Source organism: Qaidamihabitans albus (assembly GCF_016464705.1).
Taxonomy (GTDB): domain Bacteria; phylum Actinomycetota; class Actinomycetes; order Mycobacteriales; family Pseudonocardiaceae; genus Qaidamihabitans; species Qaidamihabitans albus.
The window spans coordinates 156694-172203 of record NZ_JAEHOB010000014.1 but is presented as its reverse complement, the minus strand read 5'-3'; the positions used below and the strand labels follow the sequence as shown (position 1 = coordinate 172203).

The following is a 15510-nucleotide window of genomic DNA, read 5'->3' as shown; positions in this document are numbered from 1 at the left end:
TCTGACGCGTCGCGCGTCGCGGACCGCGTGCCCACCACACTAGCCTTGATGCGCAAAACGCGCGAGAAGTATTGCGTGGTTCACGCAGAAGTGACAGAGTGCGTGACCGCCACCACACGAGCCCCGGAATCAGCGGCAGGTAACCGAAGGGACCCCGATGAGCGCTTCCAGCACGAGCACCGCCGCCCCGTTGCAGGGCTTCCGGATCCCGGGTGTCGACGTGCCCGTGTCGGGCCTGGTCCTCGGCACGATGACGTTCGGCGACACCGTGGACGCCGACGGCGCGAAGCGCATGCTCGACATGGCACTGGAAGCTGGCATCAGCGCGATCGACACCGCCAACGCCTACGTCGGTGGGTGGACCGAGGAGATCCTGCGCCCGTTGCTCGCCGGCCGGCGCGACCGGATCGTGCTCGCGAGCAAGGCGGGGATGCCGCACCCGGACGCGGGCGACGAGTCTCCGCTCTCCGCCGCAGGGCTGCGAGCGGCAGTGGAGGGCAGCCTGCGTCGCCTCGGTGTGGAGTACCTGGACCTGCTGTACCTGCATCAGCCCGACCGCTCGGCGACGCTGCACGACACCCTGGGTGAGGTGGCGGCGCTCGTCGCGGAGGGCAAGGTCCGCGCACTGGGAGTGTCCAACTACGCGGCCTGGCAGATCGTGCGACTCGGCGCGGTCGCGGACGAGGTCGGTGCTCCCCGGCCCGCCGTGGCACAGCAGCTGCACAACCTGCTCGCGCGCAGGCTCGAGGAGGAGTACGCGGAGATGGCCCTGTCCAGCGGCCTGCGGACCATGGTCTACAACCCGCTGGGAGGAGGGCTGCTCGCCGGCAGGCACCGGTTCGACGAGCAGCCGCGCGACGGCCGCTTCGGCGAGTCCCGGCTGGCCGAGATGTATCGCCGCCGCTACTGGAACGAACAGCTCTTCGAAGCCGTCACCGAGCTGGGGCGGATCGCCGGGGAGGCGGGCGTCACGCTCGTCGAGCTGGCGCTGAGGTGGCTGCTCTCCCGGCCGACCACGGATGCCGTTCTGCTGGGTGGCTCGCGCCCGGCCCACCTGGAGTCCAACATCGCGTACCTGGCTCGTGGCCCCCTGGCGGCCGACGTGGTCGAGGCGTGCGACCAGGTCGGCGCCCGGTTGCGCGGACCCATGCCCGCATACCACCGCTGACCCCCGTTTCCCGGAGCATCCCATGACTGCACTCGAATTCGCCCGTCGCGTGCGCGGTAGGCAGCGGACCGTCGGCTACTGGGTCGTGCTGGACGACCCGGTAGCGACGGAGCGGCTGGCCCGCCTCGGCTACGACTACATCGCCATCGACGCCCAGCACGGTCTGCTGGGCTACGAGGGGGTCCGCAACGGCATTCTCGCCGTCGACGCGGGAACCGGGCCGCGGCGGTGGTCCGCGTGGAACAGAACGACCCCTTTGCCATCGGGCGGGTCCTCGACGCGGGCGCGACCGGCGTCATCGTGCCGCTCGTCGACGACGTGGAATGCGCCGAGCGAGCCGTCGCGGCCACGCGTTACCCGCCACGCGGCAGACGGTCCTACGGGCCGATGCGATCACAGCTGCGCGTGGGCCGGCTCCCGGGGACGCGGACGAGGCCGTGGTGTGCCTGGCGATGATCGAGACGTCCGGAGGCCTGCGCAACGTCGAGCAGATCTGTGCGGTCGACGGCCTTGACGGCGTCTACGTCGGGCCTTCGGACCTGCGGCTGGCCGTGGGCGGCAGAACGTCGACCGACCCCTCCGTCGACGACGCCTTCGAGGAGGCCGTCCGCCACATCGCCGAGGTCGCCCGTGCCACGGGCGTCGCCGCGGGCATCCACACACCGGATGGTTCCACCGCGGCCCGCCGCCTGGCGGAGGGCTACACGTTCGCGACCGTCGCGTGCGATCTGGTCCACCTGCAACAGGCGGCCCTCAGCCACCTCGAGACGGCGCGGAGGCACACATGAGCAGCCTGCCGAGGACTCCCACGACGACGTCGTACGGTTTCCTGCCTGCCTCCACGGTGCAGTGCCACGCCGCGAACCTCGTGCTACTGCCGGACGGATCGGTCGGATGCGCGTGGTTCGGGGGCACGCAGGAGGGTCTTTCCGACATCGCGATCTGGTTCTCCCGGCTCGCGCCGGACGGTTCCTGGACCGCGCCTGTGCAGGTCAGCGACGACCCGACGCGCTCGGAACAGAACCCGGTGCCATTCGTTGCCGGACGTGAGCTGCGCGTGTTCTACACGGCCCAGAACGCGGGACGGCAGGACACGGCGCAGCTCCGGCTCGCGATCTCGCGCGACGGTGGCCGGTCGTGGGAGGCAGGCCGGACGGGAGTGCCCACCAAGGAGGGGGTGGGCGTCTTCATCCGGCAGCCACCGGTGGCGCTCGACGACGGCAGGCTGGTGCTGCTCGCGTTCTACTGCCCCCGGCCGGACCGTGGGCGCTGGGTCGGCGACGACGACTACAGCGGGGTACTGGTGTCGTCGGACGGCGGGGCGACGTGGACGACGCAGGAGGTCCCCGGGAGCACGGGCTGCGTGCACATGAACGTGTTGCGTTTTCCCGGCGGCTCGTTCCTGGCCCTCTTCCGGCGACGGCAGGCGGACACCATCCACCGGAGTCACTCGAGTGACGGCGTCACGTGGAGTGCGCCGGTGCCCACCGAGCTGCCGAACAACAACTCGTCGATTCAGGGGCTCGTGCTTCACGACGGCCGCATCGTCGTCGCCTACAACCACAGCAGCGCCGCGGATGCGGTCGAAGAGGACACGCCGACCGGTCCCAGACTTGCCTTCTGGGGTGCGCCGCGGGCGCCGCTCACGCTGGCGGTGTCGTCCGACGGCGGCCGCACCTGGCCGGTCCGCAGGAACGTGGAGGAGGGCGACGGCTACTGCCTCACCAACAACTCCCGCGAAGGTCTCAACCGCGAACTGTCCTACCCCTCGCTCGTGCAGTCTCGCGACGGTGTCCTGCACCTCGCCTACACGCGGTTCCGGCAAGCGATCAAGCACGTTCGGCTGGATCCGGCGTGGCTCGACACATAGACGTCCGCTGACTCGGCCCTCCCCATCCCACACCTTTCGGAGTGACGCAATGACGCGCCAAGAAGCTTCGGCAGAGAATGTCTCGCGCAAGCCCGTTCCGCCGACCACGTTGATGGGCTTTCTCAAGGGCATGGGCCCCGGGATCGTGGTCGTGCTCTCCTAGCTGGGTACCGGTGACTTCATCAGCTCCGCGGTATCCGGCTCGACGTACGGCTACGCACTCATCTGGACGCTGATCCTCGCTGTGGGGTCCCGCTACTTCATCGTCTCCGCGATGTCGAAGTACCCGCTGTGCAATGCCGTGGGGGACGGGACCATCCTCGACGGGTACCGCAGGCTGTGGAAGGGCTTTCCGCTCTACCTCGGCGGCAGGCACGGCGCTGAACAACCTTGTCGGCGGAGTGGTGCCGCTCGGCGCCTGGGGGACTCCTGTCTGGGCGGCCGTCGCAGGCGGTGCGGCGACATGGCTGGCGTTTCTCAAGCGCAAGCACTACCGCGGGCTGGAGATCCTGGCGCAGGTGACCATGGCGGCACTGGTGTTGTGCTGCCTCATCGCGCTCATCGCGCTCATCGGCACCGGGATCGACCTGCCCGGGCTCTTCCGGGGCCTGGCGTTCGACCTTCCGCCTGGGGAGAGCGGCTACATCACGGCCGTCACCACGGCGGTCGCACTCATCGGCGCGGTCGGCGGGTCCGCCGCGAACCTGCTGTATCCCTACCTCATGCACGAGAAGGGCTGGCGAGGCGTGGAGTTCCGCCGGCTACAGAGGTACGACCTCATCACCGGAACGCTGGTGATGTTCGGCCTGGTGCTCGCCGTGTGGGTGGTCGCCGCCGAGACACTGCACGGAACGGGCGCGAGCGTGGACTCCGAGCATGGCCTGGTGCTCATGATGGAGCGCGCCGTCGGCCCGGCGGGGCCGACCCTCATGTGGCTGGCGATCTTCTTCGTCGTCTTCGACAACATCGTGACGCAGCCCCGCGTCTTCGTGCAGATGCTGGCGGAATCGGTGTACAAGTCCCGGCCGGCCCGGCTCCACAGGCTGCAAGCGGCGTCCCCTTCCACTGCCCCGGACCAGCTGCACCACACCGACATCCTGTTCAAGTCGGTGCTGCTCTTCATCATGGTCGTGCCCGTCGTGTTCTCGTTGCCCTTCGCGCCTGACCTGATCGTCCTCACCTTGCTCGGCAACGGGCTCAGCGTCCTGACCGTCCCGGCCCTGATCGCCGGCCTGCTGGCCATCACGATGCGGAAGGATCTGATGCTTCCCGGCTACGCCAACCGGTGATGGGAGAACGTGGTGCTGGCCGCGATCGGCGCGGTCGGGCTGCGGGCGACGTATGAACTCGTGGTGGCCGTGATCCAGACCGTGTCACGGGTCTGATCGCGGCAGTCGGGACGCGTGCCCCCGGCACACTGTTTCCGCAGGTCACCTCTCGTGAGTGAAGAGCCGTGTTCTAACTCGGCTGAACACTTCACGAGAGGTGACCAGGCACAACGTCGCGCCTGTCCGGCCTGCCTGCTTCCGCGGCCGGTGTGTCATGATCGTTACGGGAGTTGGAAGCTGGGCACCGATCGTGGAACCGGAACCATCGAGCGTTTCCGGGCGTCAACGGTAGCGAGACGCCGCCGCACAGGCAGGACGGATGACGGTGATGACAGGCGACATGACGGAGGTCGACGGCTCACCCCGCCGCCTGGGTGAGGTCGTCGGTGAGCTGCGCGTTCGTGCCGGCCTCACCCAGCGCCAGCTCGCTGACCTCGCTGGATTGAGCGTCGCCGGCCTGCGCGACGTGGAGCAGGGCCGGGTGACCGCGCCCCGCCCGGCGAGCCTGCGCAGGCTCGCCGCCGCGCTGGGGCTCTCGCCTGACGAAGCCGACGACCTCGTGGCCATGGGCAGGCGGGGGCAGCCCGCCGAGCCGAACATGCGGATCCGGGTGCTCGGCCCGCTGGGGGTCACCGTCAACGGTGCCGAGGTGGATCCGGGGCCGGTGCGCCAGCAGACGTTGCTGGGGCTGCTCGCGCTGTCGCCGAACGCGCCGGTCAGCCGCGACACGCTGATCGAAGCCGTGTGGGGTGAGCAGGTGCCCGGCAACGCGGTCGGCCTGGTGCAAACCAGCATTTCCCGGCTACGGCACCGGCTCGCGCCGAAACGGTCGGGTAGTGAGCGTGCCAAGGTGCTGACCGTGACCCGTGGTGGCTACCGACTCGCCGTCTCCAGGGAGCAGCTCGACCTACTCGAATTCCGGCATCGCGCAGCCGAGGCCAGGCAGGCGCACCAGGTGGGGGAGACGGCTCGCGCGTGCGCCTCGTTTCGCAAGGCCCTCGGCCTGTGGCGGGGCGAGCCGCTCGCGGGCCTGGAGGTCCTTCGCGTGCAACCTGCGGTGACGGCGTTGGTGGAGGAGTGGAAGTCGCTGGTCGTGGACTATGCCGAGGCCGCGGCCGCGATCGGACGGCACGATGAGGTGGTACCCGCGCTGTGGCAACTCGTGGAGGACGATCCGCTGCACGAGGTGGCCAGCGCGCGGTTGATGATCGCGCTGGCCGGCAGTGGACAGCAGGCCGCCGCGCTGACCTTGTTCGACAAGCTGCGGTGCCGGCTGCGTGAGGAGCTCGGTACGGACCCCGGGCCCGAACTGGCCGAGGCCCATCAGCGGGTGCTGCGGCAGGAGGTGGTCCGGGGCGAGCCGGCCGGCACCGACCCGGTGACCGCGCATCGCCAGCTACCCCCTGACATCGTCGAGTTCACCGGCCGGCAAGCCGAACTGGCGGAGCTGCGCGCCGGGCTGCCGGCGGCTTCGCGCGGCGACACCGCCTCGGGTCTCCTTGCGATCCAGGGCATGGGTGGTGTCGGCAAGACGCGGCTGGCGGTACACCTGGCCCAGCAGCTGCTCGCCGAGGGCCGCTACGCGGACGCGCAGCTCTACGTCGACCTGCGCGGGCACGCCGACCAGCCGCCTGCGGACCCGGCCACGGTGCTGGCTTCGTTCCTCCGGTTGCTCGGGGTGACCGGCGACGCCGTGCCGCGCGGCCTCGACGACCGGGCCGCGCTGTACCGCAGCTTGCTCAACGACCGCAACGCCGTGGTCCTGCTGGACAACGCCGCGAGCGAGGACCAGGTGCGGCCGCTGCTGCCGGCCAGCCCGACCAACCTGGTGTTGGTCACCAGCCGTCGCACGCTCGCGCTGGACGGCTCCCGAACCGTGACGCTTGAAGGGTTCCGCCCCGCCGACGCCGAAGCGTTGCTCACCAGGATCGTGGGGCAGCGCGTGGCCGACGACCCGGTGGCGACCAGGGCGGTCGTGGAGTTGTGCGGGCGGCTGCCGCTGGCACTGAGCCTGGTGGCCCGCAGGCTCCAGGCCAGGCCCGCGTGGCGGTTCGTGGACGTGGCAGCGCGGCTGCGCACGGCCGCGGACCGGGTGGGGGAGCTGGCCGCGGGCAGCCGCCAGGTGCGCGCGGTGTTCGACCTCTCCTACCGCGCGCTCGACCCGGAGGCCCAGCGGGTGTTCCGGCTGCTGGGCCTGCACCCCGGTGAGGACTTCACCGCCGAGTCCGCCGCCGCGCTCGCCGGGGTGCCGCCGTCGATCAGCGGGCGGATCCTCGAGCATCTTGTCGACGAGCATCTCGTCACCTCGGCCCCGGCCGGCCGGTACCGGCTGCACGACCTGCTCGGCGACTATGCGCGACACCTCGCCGAGCAGGACGGGCAGGACGATTGCCGGGAGGCCACCCGGCGCATCGTGTACTGGTACCTGCACGCCGCGAACGCGGCGAACGTGCTGCTGAAGAAGCCCTGCGAGGATGACGCCGTGGCGGGCGAAGACGATGCCCCGCCGGCGATACCGATGTTCCGGGACAGCGCGGCCGCCTTCGAATGGCTCCGCATCGAGCAGGGTGCCCTCGTCGCCACGAGCGCGCTGGCAGCGGAGCGTGGCTTTCTCGAAGCGACGTGGCAACTGTCTGCCGCGCTGCGGAACTACTTCGAGCGGGCCAGCGAATGGGACCACTGGATAGCCACCGGGAGGGTGGCCCTGCTCGCCGCCCGGCGGGCTGGTAGCCGTGATGGCGAGGCCAGGGTGCTCAACGACCTGGGCACGGCGCTCAGCCAGATCGGCAGCCTGGACGAGGCGATCGAGTTGCTCACCCTGGCATCCGAGTTGCGCCGCGCCCAGGGCAACGTGCGCGAGCAGACCGGGACGTTGAACAACCGCGCCGTCGCCGTGGCCCTGTCCGGTGACCCACACCAGGCCATCCGCGACCTGGAGGACGCGCTACCGCTGGCGCGCCGGTCCGGCGACGTGTTCTCCGAGGCCAGGGTGGTCAGCAATCTGGCGCACGCGCAAGCCCTCGCCGGGCTGCACGACGACGCGATCAGGAACTTCCGGACCGCCATCGACCTCAGGAAGGAATGGTGGGCCGATCCGGTTGGCGTGGCGCAGACCTTGGACGGTCTGGGCGCCGCCCTCCTGCGAAGCGGTGAGCACGAGGAGGCGATCACGGTGCTGCGGAGGGCCTGCGAACTCTACCGTCAGGAACGCTGTAACGCCTACCTGATGGAAGCGCTGGAAACCCTGGCGGCGGCGTTGCACGAGGTCGGCGACGAGGCAGGCGTCGAGGAGTGCCGTGCGGAGTCGCGGACCATTTTGGACGGTCTGGGGCCACACGTGTACGCGGCGATCGCACCAGCCAGGCCCCGCTGAGACCTCCGGCGTGCGCTCCGGCCCGTACCCCGGCATCAGCGCCGTAGGCGGACAGTAGTACGGACCGCGCTCGCCGTGAGCAGCGCGCTGCGCAGCGGTTTCGTGTCGCCAGGCCCGTCGTGGGCGAAGCCGCTGCCGGTCAGCCCCTTCCGCGATGCTGGGTACATGAGCGACAACAACACCCAGACCTGCACCGCCTGCGGGGGCACCGACTGGTTGCTGGAGCCCGTCGTCGATGAGGTCACGGGACTCGTCGACTCCCAATGGCAGCCGTGTCCCAAATGCCCCGACGGCAAAGTTCGGGGCGGTGATCGGATATCCGGTGTGTCGGACGTCGTCCGGATCTACCGGGCGAGCTGACAACCGTCCGCGCTGCCGGGTCGGATCTTCGCGTCCCTATTCCGCTTCCCCGGTGGCAGTGAGGAGATCGTCGAGCGTCAGCGTGCGCAGCTCGTCGCGGCTCGGCCGCCGGCCGAGCGAGCGCAGCCGGGTGGACTGCGCCTTGCGCATGCGTTCGAGGAGCTTGCGCGCTTCCCTGGCGTTGCCGAAGTTCTCGTCCCGGTCGAGCTGGACGAACCACTCCCGCAAGGTCGCGCCGACGTCGCCGTCCAGTGTGTAGTCGTCGCCGGCGGCGAGGTGCTCGCTGATCCGTACGAGCTCGTCGGCGGAGTAGTTCTCGAACTCCATCGTCTTCCCGAACCGGGAGGCGAGACCCGGGTTGGCGTCGAGGAACTCGTGGATCTCGCTGGTGTAGCCGGCCACGATGACGGCCACCTCGGCTCGGTGGTCCTCCATCAGCTTCACGAGCGTGTCGATGGCTTCCTGGCCGAAGTCGGCTCCGCTGCCGCTGGAACGGGACAGCGTGTACGCCTCGTCGATGAACAGCACGCCACCACGGGCCTGTTCGAAGGCGGACGCGGCCTTCTCCGCGGTGTGCCCGATGTACTGGCCGACCAGGTCACGCCGGGCGACTTCCTTGAACTGGCCGTGCGGCAGGATTCCCAGCGCCTTCAGCAGTCCGCCGTAGATCCTGGCGACCGTGGTCTTGCCGGTACCGGGCGCGCCGGTGAACACCAGGTGATGGCTGGTGGTGCCGACCGAAAGTCCCTCACCCCGGCGCCACTCGTTGACCTGGATCTCGTCGATCAGGGCACGCACTTCGTTCTTCACACTGTCCAGTCCGATCATGTCATCCAGCTCGGACAGCAGTTGCTCCATCCGCTCGGGATCCTGCTCGGCGCCGCCGCTGGCGGAGGTGGCGCCCGCGCGGGGCGCTCTGTGGTGCGGATCGGCCTCGCGCAACTCGGTGCGGGCACCCTCGGCGAGCGAGACTCCCGGTTGGGCCGTGTTCTCCACCCGGCAGTCCTCGACCAGGCCGCCGCAGCCCCGGCCGACGGAGATGCCCACCCCCTGTGTGTCGTGCACCCAGCAGGCCGTGATCGTGGGCGAGGTCTGGTCGGCCACCGCGATACCGGCGTCGCCGGTCCGCGCGACCTCGCAGCGGTCGACCGACGAGTCACCAGCCTGGTACATGTAGATTCCGCGGGCGCCGCAGCCGCTCACGGTCGACTGCCGCAACGTGGCGTGCGCGCCGAGCCGCACGATGATTCCGTCGTCGGCGATGTCCGAGATCTCGCACCGCTGCACCATCGCGTCCGAGTCCTCGATCACGAGTCCGAACTGGCCGCCGCTGATGGCCGTTCCGGCGATCTCCACGTCGGCGCCGTCGGACACGCTGACCCCGCAGGAGTGAGCGGTGCTGGCCGCACAGTCGGAGATCCGCACCGTGCCGCCCCGGATATCGACGGCGGGTGAGTCCGTCGCATGGACGGTGACGCCGCTGAGTCGCAACCGTGAACCGGCGCAGGACAGTGCCGGCTGGTGGCCGGCCGGCGCGGTGATGGTGACAGTTCCGGGATCTCTGGCCGTCAGCGTGAGATCCAGCTGGTTCAGCATAAGGGTCTCGGTGTACTCGCCAGGGGCGATGGAGATGACCGCGCCCGGTTCGGCCGCGTCCAGCGCGTCTCTGATCGACGGCAGGGCGCCCCGCTGCTCCGGCGCGACGAGAAGAGTGCGTGCCATGGCTCCGACAAGGACTCGAAAACTTGGACGTGGGTAAGGAAACTCGCAACCCCGGGACCGAGAGCCTACCCATGATCGGGTGGCCGCGCACGTTCCCGTACCCAAACAGCACGCCGCCCGATCCGCCCACCCTGTGGCGGCCTGAGCTGGGATTACCGCGCCGCCGGCCGGGACGCGACCCGCAGGGCGCTGACAGCACCGTGCGGCAGGGTGGCGTGCGGAAACGTCCTCCCCGTGATGTTGAGAAACCGCCGGTCGAGAGAAGGTGTGGATGCCGCTGAGCACGATGCTGTGGTTCTCTCTCGGCGCGGTGGCGCTCGCCACCACCGCCGCCCTGGCCGACCGGGCGCGGCGTTGGTGGATCGGCCGTGACCGGAGCACACCGGTGAGCTACGCGACCTGGGTGTGCCGGGACGCGAGGCTGGCGGCTTCGCTGTCCAGTGCCCTGGGGGAGCTGATCGGCTGTTTTGCCGCGATGCGTCGCGACGTCCCCGAGATCGACGCGGTCTTCGTGTCGGAAACGTGGATCACCGTGCGCTTCGCCACGGACGTCACGGCCCGCCCGGCCGGCCCGTGGCGGCCCTCGGCCGGGGGACACCGGCGATCGTGGGCCGTGCCGACCGGGGATCTTCGCCGCCGGCACCCGGACCGGTTGCCGTTCCCGACTCTCGTGCCACTGGGCAGCAGCGGCGATGTGCTGACGCTGCTCGACCTTGGCCGGGCACGTGGCGTGGTCGGGGTGGGCGGTGACGCCCGGCAGGCCCGTCGCCTCCTGAACGGGCTGCTGTTCGAGTTGGTGAGCAACCCGTGGTGCCGGCAGGTCACCGGTACGCTGGCCGGCTTCGGCGAGCGGATCGAGGCGCCGGATCCCACGCGCGTGCGCTACACGCCCTCGGTCGAGGACGCCCTCGCCGATGCCGAGCGGTTCGCCCGTGAGGCGGCCGGAAACGGTGGGCACCGCGAGACGCGTGTGGTCGTGCTGGCCCACCCGCCCGCGGACCACCTGGTCGGGCAGCTGGTGCGGCTGGCGGAGGATCCGCACTGCCCGGTGCTGGTGCTGTGTCTCGGCCACCCCCGTTTCGCCCGGTTGCGGCTGACCGCGTCCCCGGACGGTGAGGTGTTCGTGGAACCGCATCGGATGCGGCTGCACGGTCTGGCCGACGACGTGGAACGGCACCAGCGCCGCCTGCGGGCCGCGCGGGGAACGGAGGTCGCCGGAACGACGCGGCCGCCCGGCGAGCGTTCGGTCGAGATCCGCGTGCTCGGCCCGCTCGAGGTGCGAGCACCGGGTCCCGTGCACGACGGCATGCGAACGGTGCTGACCGAGCTGCTCGCCGTCGCCGCGCTGCACCCGAAAGGGCTCACGCCGGCAGCGCTGAACCGGCAGGCCGGCTCGGCCGAGGCGGCCGAGACCGCGTTGCGGGAGCTGCAGCGGTGGCTGGGGACATCGGACGACGGGCAGCCCCGGCTGGTGTGGGGCGACGGCGGATGGGTACTGACCCGGGATGTCCGGGTCGACTGGCACCGTTTCCGTGAGCTGGCCACCACGGGCGAGCGGCGTGACGAGAGTGCGCGTCTGGTGAGCGCGCTGTCCCTGATCCGGGGCGAGTTCCTGGCCGCGGCCGGCCGGAGCGGTTCGCCGCTGCGGGACGTGGTCGCCACCGCCGGGGAGGTGCACGCCCTGGCCGTCCACACGGTACGCAGAGCCGCGGAGCTGGCCACCGCGGAAGGCGACTACCGGAAGGCGGAATGGGCGCTGCGCAAGGGGGTCGCCTTGCTGCCGCGGGTGGAAGGGCTGTGGCGCGCGCTGCTGCTGTTCCACGGCGAGCACAACCGCGCCGCCGTCGGCAGGACGGTGAACGAGATGATGGCCGTATTGGTGGGAGACGATGGCTACCCGCGCCTGCAGCAGACGATCAGCCGGCTCGTGGCCGCGCTCCAGCGCGATGTCCTGGTGTGAGCCGCCGCCGGTACCGACGGTCGCGGCGGACTGGCTCCGACAGCCGGGCCGCGCCCGGCACGATTCGCTGGTCACCGCCATGCTCGCCGTTTCGACCGGTTTGATCGACCGGTGCGCGTGCTGTGCCACCGGTGGCGCGGACCCGGGTCACGACGAGTGGTCACCGTGATCGCCCGCCAGGAGAGCTCCTGGTTTCCGGTGCGCCGGCGGCCCGGCCGGATCGGCGCGGTGGAGATCACGCGGCTGCTGGTGTTCCAGTGCGTGCTGGTGCTGGTACTCCTTGCCGCGACACGGGAACTGTGGCTGACGATCGTGGGCGCGGTGCTGGGCGGGTTGGTGCTCGTAGGCGTGTTCGGCCGCACCGGCCGTCGCTGGTGGACCGAGCTGCTGATGTCGTGGCTGCGCTACCGGGCGCGTCGCGGCCGAGCGCACGGAGCCGGCGGTTCGGACGGTGACGCCCGGCTCGCGGCGCTGCGTGAACTCGTGCCGGATCTGGTGGTGGAGACCGCTGAAGGCGGCGCGGCGGCAGGCTCGGTGGGCATGGCCGGCGACGGCGCGGGCTGGTACTCGGTACTCGCGGTGAGAGGTGCGGGCACGGCACACTCGTCCCCGCCCGTCCCACTGTCCGAACTGGCCAGGATGGCTTCCGAGGCCGAGCAGCCGGGTGTGGTGATACAGGTGGTCTCGGCCCGGACGGCCCGGCGGCACCAGGACGTCTGGGTCGCTGTACGGCTGGACGCGCAGGCGGTGGCCGAGTCGGTCGTGGACGCCTCCGACGGCGGTTCCGATGTCGACGTTCCACAGGTGCTGGCCGAGATGACCAGGCGCGCAGGGCGGTTGCTCTCCCGCAGCGGGCTCGAGGCCAGACCACTCGATGCCGACGGACTCATCGACGCGCTGGCCCGCTCCTGCGACCTCCTCGGCGCCGAGCTCTCCTCGACCGCGCACGAGCGCTGGGAAGGGTGGCACTCGACGCAGTGGACCCACACCTGCTTCTGGTTGCGGTCGTGGCCCGACCCCGATCGGGGCGGCTGGCTGCTGGCCGCGCTGGCAGAGGTTCCCGCCGCGCTGGTGAGCATCGCCGTGGTGCTGGAGCCGGCGCGCGAGGATGTCGATCTGTGTTGCCTGGTGCGGTTGGCCGACCGTGGGGAGAGTCACCGGTCGGCGTGCGCCGCCGTGTCGAGCCTCGCCGAGCGGGCGGGTGCCGAGCTGTACCGGTTGGACGGTGAGCACGCGCCCGCCGTCTACGCGTCGGCGCCCAGCGGGGGAGGTGCGCGATGAACGGTCAGCGACCGCCCGCCGAGCCGGCCGGGCAGCAACAGCAGTTGGCTGCCGCCGTGCTCGGTGTACCGCCCGGCCGGCAGGACAGCGAGCGCACGCAGGAGCTGGCGCGGGAGCCGACACCGGAGACAGCGAAACCCGGTGACCGCGCCGGTGCCGACGCGGAGGCCGCTGCCGCGCCGGCCGGGCGCGACGGCGGCCGGCCGGTGGCCGTGCCGGCCGCGGCCGTGCCTCCGGTGCCCGCCGGGCCCGGCGACGGAGCGGGATCCGCTCCTGTACGCGGTGACCGGGCCGGCTGGCGTGCCCGGCGTCACCGCAGGCTGTCCAGGCTGCGCATCGGCCGGCACGCGGCAACCGCCGATGGCCTCGACCGGATCCAGCTGACCGCCGGTTCCTTCGGCCTTCCGCTCGGCCGCAGCCAGGAATCGGGACCGGTCGTGTTGCCGATGTTCCGCCCGCGGCCGACTACGGTCGCCGTGCTCGGCGAGCCGGCCACTGCCAGGATGATCGTCTTCCGCGCCCTGCGTTTCGGTGCGCGTGCCGTGGTGCGAACGGACCGGCCGGACTACTGGAAGGACATCGGTCCGGCGGCGACGGGACGGCGGGACCGGGTGTCCATCGTCCCGCCGGAGGAGTGGTTCAGCAGGCACGGCACGCCGGTGGCGCCCGTGCTGTGGGTCCATGACGCCGCCGTCGTCCCCCGTACCGTCACGGTCGCCGGGGCGGAGTCGGCGAAACCGGCACCTTCTGGTTGGCAGACGGACCTGCTTGTACTGCGGGACGGCACGCCGCAGCGGCTCGAGCTGCTGCGAACGGCCGATGTGGCGCTGGTGCGCCGCCTGCCTCCCGGCGAGGCCAGCGCGGCGGCCGCCGCGCTGGGGCTGCCCGTCGACGATGCGTACCTACTGCGGGTGCTGCACGAAGACATGCTCGCGATGGTCGCGGCCGGCATCGCGCGGTACGTGTGGACGGACCCGGACGGTGGGTCCGGGCAGGGAGATCGAGGCGGAGCGCAAGGTGGCTCGCAGGCCCGCGTACGCGGGCCAGGTGAGAGGTGAGCGCGCGCGGACCGCAGATCGCCGGATGGTGCGCGGAGTGCGTGCGGCGGCACGGTGGTGATCCGTGAGCGCTCGTCGACAGTACGTTCGTACAGAACACAGGAGGTTGACGAAAGATGATCTTTTGGTCCGGTTGGGGGTTCCTCGCGCTGGTGTTCGCCATGCTCGGCGCGATGGTGGGCACCCTTACCGGGTTGGCGGTCGGTGTGGTCGCGGAGCCCACGAACTTCGGCACGGCGCTGGGGCTTGCCGCCGCGGCGGTCGGGACCTGGCTCGTCGGCCGACGGTTGAACCGCCCCACACCGGGATTCAGCGAGCGGACGGGCGAGCGGATCATGATCCGCAACCGGCACACGTTCTTCTTCGTGCCGATGCAGTACTGGGCTCCGGTTGTCGGAGGTGTCGCCGTGCTCGCGGGAGTGCTGGCGATCTGACGACGGTTGGTGGGTGTCGAGCGGAAAGTGTGCTCGGCACCCACCAACCGCCGGCCCGGCTCAGCCGGCCAGCGCTGGAGTCTCGCGCTGGACGAGGTCGGCGAGTACCGCCTGGCCGGACATGTTCAGGTGCAGTACGGCGTCCTGCCCTTCCTGGCCGGGTGCCAGGGCGTCGAATCCACGGTAGTAAGGCATGTCCGCCTCGCACAGCGAGTGGCCGGCGAAGGTGGGTTCGAGGGAGAACGAGTTCGTGTACGGACTGACGAAGCGGACGTCGATGCCCTTCTCGGCGGACGCCCACGCGGTGCGGCGCAACGTGAGGTCGAGCACGCTCGCCACGGCGTTGCCCTCGATCCGCTCACGCTTGGTGAATACCGAAGGGTCGCAGATAGGGTCGAGCGGTACGTCCGGCGCGTTCGCGCCGGGGGTGAGCTGGCGGCCGTAGCCGGTCAGCACGATCTCGGCCTCCGGACTGCGCCGCTCGATCTCGTCGAGCACACCGGCCACGTCCCGGCCCATTTCCGGGAGCCGTTCGACGACGGTCCTGGTCGGTTCGCCCGCACAGTCTGCCTGCACGCACCGCCCGCCGTACCCGGCGAAGTCGACGTCGCTGGTGCCGACGCTGAGCAGTACCACGTCGGTGCCCGGTTCCAGTGTGTCGAGCTGAGCCGGCTCACCCTTGAACGGCCGGCTCAGGTCGGCGGTCGCAGCACCGCTGCAGGATACGTTGGTGAGCTCCACCTGCCGCCCGCCTTCCCGTAGCCGCGTGGCGATCAGCTCCGAATACGAGTTCGCACTGCGCCAGCAGCTTCCCTCGGTACCGTCCTGGTAGTCGCCTGCCCCGGTGCCGGAGCCGTACGAGTCGCCGAGTGCGACCACGTGCAGTGGTTCCGGGGTCTCGGCGTGCACCAGCCCAGGGGCGAGCAGCAGTGTGGACATGGCCGCGATGGCAACCG

13 protein-coding genes are annotated in these 15510 nt (G+C 70.8%); 11 read left to right on the top strand and 2 right to left on the bottom strand.

What is annotated here, in order from left to right; all coding sequences use genetic code 11:
• Positions 1-157 precede the first annotated feature (157 nt).
• The 7 genes from JAP66_RS24270 (at position 158) to JAP66_RS24245 (ending at position 8099) form a co-directional block, all read left to right on the top strand.
• On the top strand, positions 158-1168 hold the full coding sequence (locus JAP66_RS24270; RefSeq protein WP_235999357.1) for an aldo/keto reductase: 1011 nt from the start codon (positions 158-160) through the stop codon (positions 1166-1168).
• A gap of 237 nt (positions 1169-1405) precedes the next feature.
• Positions 1406-1624: an HpcH/HpaI aldolase family protein gene (locus tag JAP66_RS33040; protein WP_307849700.1), complete on the top strand. Its 219-nt coding sequence runs from the start codon at positions 1406-1408 to the stop codon at positions 1622-1624.
• A complete protein-coding gene (locus JAP66_RS32380; RefSeq protein WP_372449010.1) occupies positions 1621-1956 on the top strand; it encodes an aldolase/citrate lyase family protein in 336 nt (111 codons plus the stop codon). Before JAP66_RS33040 ends, JAP66_RS32380 begins: the two co-directional genes overlap by 4 nt.
• The gene (locus JAP66_RS24260; protein WP_199434150.1) at positions 1953-3038 is read left to right on the top strand and encodes a sialidase family protein; all 1086 of its coding nucleotides are present in this window, start codon (positions 1953-1955) and stop codon (positions 3036-3038) included. The genes JAP66_RS32380 and JAP66_RS24260 overlap by 4 nt, the downstream gene beginning before the upstream one ends.
• A 404-nt stretch (positions 3039-3442) precedes the next feature.
• Complete coding sequence (locus JAP66_RS24255; RefSeq protein WP_199434149.1) at positions 3443-4327, top strand: divalent metal cation transporter; 885 nt, start codon at positions 3443-3445, stop codon at positions 4325-4327.
• Between the two features lie 358 nt (positions 4328-4685).
• Entirely contained in the window at positions 4686-7739 is a 3054-nt protein-coding gene (locus tag JAP66_RS24250) for a BTAD domain-containing putative transcriptional regulator (RefSeq protein ID WP_199434148.1), read from the top strand.
• A gap of 165 nt (positions 7740-7904) precedes the next feature.
• Positions 7905-8099: a hypothetical protein gene (locus JAP66_RS24245; RefSeq protein ID WP_199434147.1), complete on the top strand. Its 195-nt coding sequence runs from the start codon at positions 7905-7907 to the stop codon at positions 8097-8099.
• A gap of 36 nt (positions 8100-8135) precedes the next feature.
• On the opposite strand, the gene JAP66_RS24240 is transcribed toward JAP66_RS24245, so the two are convergent.
• Positions 8136-9821: a right-handed parallel beta-helix repeat-containing protein gene (locus JAP66_RS24240; RefSeq protein ID WP_199434146.1), complete on the bottom strand. Its 1686-nt coding sequence runs from the start codon at positions 9819-9821 to the stop codon at positions 8136-8138.
• A gap of 271 nt (positions 9822-10092) precedes the next feature.
• Here JAP66_RS24240 and JAP66_RS24235 point away from each other — a divergent pair, with 271 nt between their 5' ends.
• The 4 genes from JAP66_RS24235 (at position 10093) to JAP66_RS24220 (ending at position 14554) form a co-directional block, all read left to right on the top strand.
• On the top strand, positions 10093-11781 hold the full coding sequence (locus JAP66_RS24235; protein WP_199434145.1) for an AfsR/SARP family transcriptional regulator: 1689 nt from the start codon (positions 10093-10095) through the stop codon (positions 11779-11781).
• A 156-nt stretch (positions 11782-11937) separates the two neighbouring features.
• Positions 11938-13062, top strand: coding sequence for a type VII secretion protein EccE (locus JAP66_RS33035; protein ID WP_199434144.1), 1125 nt, complete (start codon positions 11938-11940; stop codon positions 13060-13062).
• Positions 13059-14120 carry a hypothetical protein gene (locus JAP66_RS24225; RefSeq protein WP_199434143.1) on the top strand — a complete coding sequence of 354 codons (1062 nt, stop codon included), beginning with the start codon at positions 13059-13061 and terminating at the stop codon, positions 14118-14120. The genes JAP66_RS33035 and JAP66_RS24225 overlap by 4 nt, the downstream gene beginning before the upstream one ends.
• A gap of 116 nt (positions 14121-14236) precedes the next feature.
• Positions 14237-14554: a hypothetical protein gene (locus tag JAP66_RS24220; protein WP_199434142.1), complete on the top strand. Its 318-nt coding sequence runs from the start codon at positions 14237-14239 to the stop codon at positions 14552-14554.
• 60 nt (positions 14555-14614) lie between these two features.
• On the opposite strand, the gene JAP66_RS24215 is transcribed toward JAP66_RS24220, so the two are convergent.
• Positions 14615-15493, bottom strand: a complete 879-nt coding sequence (locus JAP66_RS24215) for an SGNH/GDSL hydrolase family protein (protein ID WP_199434141.1) — start codon at positions 15491-15493, stop codon at positions 14615-14617.
• Positions 15494-15510 lie beyond the last annotated feature (17 nt).